This is a genomic window from Cellulomonas biazotea (genome assembly GCF_004306155.1).
Classification (GTDB): domain Bacteria; phylum Actinomycetota; class Actinomycetes; order Actinomycetales; family Cellulomonadaceae; genus Cellulomonas; species Cellulomonas biazotea.
The window spans coordinates 1-654 of the sequence record NZ_BIMR01000435.1 but is presented as its reverse complement, the minus strand read 5'-3'; the positions used below and the strand labels follow the sequence as shown (position 1 = coordinate 654).

The window sequence follows — 654 nt, the reverse complement described above, 5'->3', positions numbered from 1 at the left end:
GTCGTCGTCGTGGTCGCCGGGATCGTCATCGGGATCCTCGTGACCCGCGGCGGCGACGAGCCGACGCCCGGCGCCGCCGCGTCGACCGTCCTGCTCCCGTCGCCCACCCCGACGATCGAGCCCGTCGCGCGCACCGCGACGACGTCCTTCGCGGCCGCGCTGCCGGTCAGCGTCCTGCAGTACGCGCTCGCCTCGTCCGCGACGGACGAGGAGTGGCTCGCGGCGGGCGCCGTCGAGGCGTACACCGAGGCCTACAGCGACGGCGCGGGCGGCGAGGTCACCGTCCGGGCGGGCCAGTGGGAGACGCCCGAGGAGGCCGTCGCCTACGCGGCGACCCTCGTCGCGGCGCTGCCCGCGGCACCGGCCGCCGACGCGGGCGCCACGGCGACCGCCACCGCCGGCACGTCCGACCTCCCACAGACGGGCGAGGTGCTCGTCGGTGGTGCGCCCGCCGGGACGTTCACGATCGTCGACGCCGGCGACGGCACCGGTGTCGCCGTGTGGACCAACGGGTCGTCGGTGTTCCGCGTCGTCGCCCCGGTCGAGGACATCGCCGACGTGTACGCCGCGTTCCCGCTCTGACCCCGCGTCGGCGCACCCGCCGACCCGACGGACGGCCCCGGCCGCGCCCCTCAGGGGCGTGCAGCCGGGGCC

At 77.8% G+C, this 654-nt stretch carries 1 pseudogene; it reads left to right on the top strand.

The window, feature by feature from the left end:
• Nucleotides 1–582 (top strand): annotated as a pseudogene (locus CBZ_RS21225) (hypothetical protein); the annotation flags it as partial.
• Nucleotides 583–654: the final 72 nt, after the last annotated feature.